The 4,361-nt window shown below is 42.5% G+C and carries 6 protein-coding genes; all 6 read left to right on the forward strand.

The annotated features are described in order from the left end of the window. On the forward strand, positions 1 to 900 hold a 900-nt coding region (locus U0M88_RS00790; RefSeq protein ID WP_331868607.1), incomplete at its 5' end, for a PTS sugar transporter subunit IIA. Between the two features lies 1 nt (position 901). Next, entirely contained in the window at positions 902 to 1,513 is a 612-nt protein-coding gene (locus U0M88_RS00795; protein ID WP_278908368.1) for an RDD family protein, read from the forward strand. A 14-nt stretch (positions 1,514 to 1,527) separates the two neighbouring features. After that, positions 1,528 to 1,857, forward strand: coding sequence for a PTS lactose/cellobiose transporter subunit IIA (locus U0M88_RS00800; protein WP_331868608.1), 330 nt, complete (start codon positions 1,528 to 1,530; stop codon positions 1,855 to 1,857). Between the two features lie 84 nt (positions 1,858 to 1,941). Continuing rightward, positions 1,942 to 2,265 carry a PTS sugar transporter subunit IIB gene (locus U0M88_RS00805; protein WP_320863464.1) on the forward strand — a complete coding sequence of 108 codons (324 nt, stop codon included), beginning with the start codon at positions 1,942 to 1,944 and terminating at the stop codon, positions 2,263 to 2,265. A 32-nt stretch (positions 2,266 to 2,297) separates the two neighbouring features. After that, a complete protein-coding gene (locus U0M88_RS00810; protein WP_320863463.1) occupies positions 2,298 to 3,710 on the forward strand; it encodes a PTS sugar transporter subunit IIC in 1,413 nt (470 codons plus the stop codon). A gap of 11 nt (positions 3,711 to 3,721) precedes the next feature. Beyond that, positions 3,722 to 4,249: a GrdB-related putative oxidoreductase gene (locus U0M88_RS00815; protein WP_320079632.1), complete on the forward strand. Its 528-nt coding sequence runs from the start codon at positions 3,722 to 3,724 to the stop codon at positions 4,247 to 4,249. The last annotated feature ends 112 nt before the right edge of the window (positions 4,250 to 4,361 follow it).

Genomic DNA, 4,361 nt, shown 5'->3' on the forward strand with positions numbered 1-4,361 from the left:
GAAAATGTCTATTTAAAAGAAGTAAAACGTCGCTATCCGCTTGTCTTTGAACTGGGGATACAGGCCGGAAGGGCTTTAAGCGACCAGATTGGTTCAGAGATCGGAGAAAATGAGATCGGGTTCTTGGCACTTCATCTGGGAAGTGCCTATGAAAAGAGCCGTTCCTATAATAAGTATAAAGTTTTGATGATCTTCCCCGATGACATGGCATTGAGCGAGTTTTGTGCCCGTAAGGTGGAAACCGGGTTTTCCGAGCGAATGGAGATTATCGACTGTGTAAGCATGTTTGAACAAAAACAGGTCGAAAAGCTTTCTCCGGATCTGATCTTGACGACCTTACCCTTAAAACATAACTTGGATATTTTAACGGTACAGATTTCACCGTTAATCGATCATGAAGATGAAAGTCATATCTTTCAGGCGTTGAATCAGTTGGATAAACAAAAGGGAAAGAAACAGTTTGAGAATTTGATACTGGATCTGATCAAACCGGATTATTTCTATCCGGATCTGCAGATCGATAGTCCGCAGCATATGATTCATCATATGTGCACGGCTATGGAAAAAGATCATTATATCGATCAAAGTTTTGAGAATAGTGTGATGGAAAGAGAAAATATCTCTTCTACTTCTTTCAGTTATGGTTTTGCGCTTCCTCATGCGTTAAACATGGAAGCCAAGAAGTCATGTATTTCGGTGGCAATCTTAAAAACACCGATGAACTGGGGAGAGTATTCGGTTCGTCTGGTGATCTTATTGGCGATTCGTGATGTCGATCGCAAACTGCTTCGTGTCTTTTTTGACTGGCTGAGCAGTGTTGTCAGCGATTCTGTGAAGATGTCCAGACTGTTACAGGCGAAAAGCCGGGAAGAATTTTTAGAGAGAATATTGGAGGATTGAAATGAGTCTTTATGTACGATTAAAAACGTTATTTGATGACAGTCCCAGTAATGTAGATACCGGAAAGCGATTTTTTGCGTATTTGATCGACTGGTTTTTAGGAGCATTGTTCATGATGTTTCCGATCTGTTTATTATGGCTGTTCCAAACCCATGATATGGAAGGGATGAGCCGTGTCAGCCTTTGGCTGATTCAAGACAGGCTATCTACCTCTCAGGCTTATCTGGCAGGTTGTATAGGGATTCTATTTTCGCTGTTTTACTATGTGGTGATTCCCTGGAAGATCTTTCCGGGACAAACCCTGGGTAAAAGAGCAGTAGGAATCAAAATTGTATCTTTGGATGAAAAAGATGTCAGCCTGAAGACCTTGTTGGTGCGACAGGTGATCGGTATCATGATACTGGAAGGGGTCTTCTACAATGTCAGTGATATCTGGCATACTCTGGTCAGCATGATGTCCGGATTGAATTTTACCGGCATTTTGATGTATCAGGGATTGATTGTAGGAATCTTCAGTGCGGCATTGGCCATGGTGTATAAAAGTCATCGTCTGCTGCATGATTATCTGGCTAAGACAAAGGTTGTTCTTTGGCAAGAGCCGGTGAAGAAGTAAAGGAGAGAATCGAAATGGAAAATTTAGAACTTGCGTGTTTTCAACTGATTTCCAGTGTAGGCATGGCCAAAAGTGCCTTCATTGAAGCAGTTCAGGAAGCAAAAAAAGGAAACTTTGATCAGGCAAACGCCAAGATCGAAGAGGGAGATCAAGCCTTTGTACAAGGACATGGAGCTCATGCCGGATTGATCCAGCAGGAAGCTGCCGGGAATTCGGTAACGGTAACGATGCTTTTGATGCATGCCGAAGATCAGCTGATGAGTGCAGAAACCATCAAGGTCATGGCTTTGGAACTGATTGAAAACTATAAAAGAATACAGGCGATTGAAGAAAAAATAAAATAATCCCTTTCCTAGATTTAGGAAATCCAAAGGTAACAAAAGGAAAAGATCTGGTTTTATACTTAGATTGAAAAAGGAGGACGTTGTATGAAAAAGATCTATTTGTTTTGCAGCGCAGGAATGTCCACCAGCATGCTTGCCAGCAAAATGCAGGAATCGGCAGATGCACATAATCTACCACTGGTTGTGCAGGCACACCCTCACAACAAACTGGCTGAAATCATTGCCGATGACCGTCCTGACTGTATTTTATTAGGCCCGCAAGTCAAATACATGTATCAGGAAACGGTTGCTCAGTTTGGGGACTCCGGTATTCCGATTGCCGTGATCGATGCTGGTGATTACGGTATGATGGCCGGAGAAAAGGTCTTGAAATCCGCAATCAAACTGATGAAACAAGCTAAAAAATAAAGTTTTAAAAGAGATTTAGGAGAAATGATAATATGATGGATAAACTTGAGAAAGTACTGATGCCTATGGCGGAAGCCATCGGGCGTAATAAGTATTTGATTGCAATACGTGACGGTTTCTTGGTTTCGACACCGTTATTGATCGTTGGTTCTATTTTCTTGTTGTTGGCAAACTTCCCGATTCAGGCATGGGCAGACTTTATTGCCAATGTGCAGATCGGTTCATCGAATCTGGCTTCTTTATTGTCAAAACAGTCCGATGCGACATTTACGATCATGGCGATCTTTGCCACGATGGGTATTGGTTATTCTTTTGCTAAACAGCTTAAGACAAGTGGGATTTTCGGTGCTGCCGTAAGTTTGATGGCCTGGTTCATTTTGATGCCATATTCCATTACCGGAAGCATCAGCGCTATGTTTGATGCCAATGGTGCTGCCATGGAAGTTGTAGAAGGTGCCAAGGCCACTGTAACCGGTGTTGATTTAGGCTGGTTAGGTGCAAAAGGGATCTTCATGGGTATCATCTGTGCACTTGTCAGCGTGCATGTATATGCCTGGGTTGAGAAAAAAGGCTGGGTCATCAAGATGCCTGCCGGTGTTCCACCAACTGTTGTACAGTCCTTTGCGGCTTTGATTCCTGCCGGAATCGTTATGACTTTGTTCTTTGTGATCAATACGATCTTTGTTGCCTGTGGTACTGATGCCTTTACATTTATCTTTACTTTCTTACAGACACCGTTATTAGGATTAGGGGATACATTAGGTGCTATGGTCATTGCCTATATCTTCTTACACTTATTCTGGTTCTTTGGTGTCAACGGTGGTTCTGTTGTTGGGGCTGTATTCAACCCAATCTTACAGACACTGGCTTTGGAAAACTTGAATCTGTATCGTGAAGTGGGTGTACAGGGATATACCGTAGCCAATGGGGCACACATCATCTCTCAGCAGTTCCAAGATTTATTTGCGACATGGGGAGGATGTGGTTCCACGTTATCTTTGTTGATTGCCATGTTGTTGTTCTGTAAATCTAAACGAATCACAGAGTTAGGTAAACTGGCCTTGATTCCAGGTTTCTTTGGAATCAACGAACCAATCGTATTCGGTTTGCCGATCGTATTGAACCCATCGATCATCATTCCGTTTGTACTAGTACCAACGATCAATATCGTCGTATCCTATGCGGCTATGGCAGTAGGATTGTTCCCGCCATGTAACGGTATCAACATTCCATGGACCATGCCGATCTTCTTCTCTGGATTATTGGCAACCAACTGGGTAGGTGCCGTGTTCCAGGTTGTAATGTTGATTGTCGGTGTATTTATCTACATGCCATTTATCAAATCGATGGATAAACAATATCTGGCTGATGAAGCAGCGGCTGCACAAGCCGAAGAAGAGGAAGATGACATCAATCTCGATGACCTTTCTTTTGATGATCTCTAGGAGTTCGATGTATGTTAAAAGTAATTATGATCTATGACCAAATTCAGGCAGGAGCAGGAACCAAAGATGATAAGATGGTCCCTTTAGCTGCCACAAAGGAAGCGGTCGGACCGGCTGTAATGATGGAAACATATTTAAAAGAAATCGGGGCCAAGGTAGTTGCCTGTTTGTATTGTGGAAATGGAACGTATAAAGAAAATCCGGAAGAAGTAACACGCAAACTGACGGCTATGATCAACAAATTAAGACCCGATGCCGTGATGTGCGGACCATGTTTCAATTACGCCGATTATGCGGATATGGCAGCGCATGTTGCCTTAAATATCAATGAGAATACGCCGGTTCCTGCGATTGCGGCGATGTCGGAAGAAAACGAAGATACGATTGAAGCCTTTAAAGATAAGGTGCTGATCGTAAAAACACCGAAAAAAGGTGGAATTGGCCTGAACGATGCTTTGCGTAACATGTGTCAGTTGACCAAAGCTTTAGTTCAAAAAGAAGATACAAGTAAACTGAAAAATGAGGTTTGCTTTCACTAAAGAATGAAAGGGGAAACCCTTTCATTCTTTTTTAGGAGGAGTCATGAAACGATTATTGGATTGTGATACGTCCGATCTTAGACAAATGAATAAAGAACAGATCCTGCAGTCC

This window comes from Faecalicoccus sp. (assembly GCF_036552745.1).
Taxonomy (GTDB): Bacteria; Bacillota_I; Bacilli_A; order Erysipelotrichales; family Erysipelotrichaceae; genus Faecalicoccus.

What these genes read in the sequence shown, in the direction of transcription:
- U0M88_RS00795 (WP_278908368.1), top strand. Translation starts at nt 902, where the DNA reads ATGAGTCTTTATGTACGATTAAAAACGTTATTTGATGACAGTCCCAGT.
- U0M88_RS00800 (WP_331868608.1), top strand. Translation starts at nt 1,528, where the DNA reads ATGGAAAATTTAGAACTTGCGTGTTTTCAACTGATTTCCAGTGTAGGC.
- U0M88_RS00805 (WP_320863464.1), top strand. Translation starts at nt 1,942, where the DNA reads ATGAAAAAGATCTATTTGTTTTGCAGCGCAGGAATGTCCACCAGCATG.
- U0M88_RS00810 (WP_320863463.1), top strand. Translation starts at nt 2,298, where the DNA reads ATGATGGATAAACTTGAGAAAGTACTGATGCCTATGGCGGAAGCCATC.
- U0M88_RS00815 (WP_320079632.1), top strand. Translation starts at nt 3,722, where the DNA reads ATGTTAAAAGTAATTATGATCTATGACCAAATTCAGGCAGGAGCAGGA.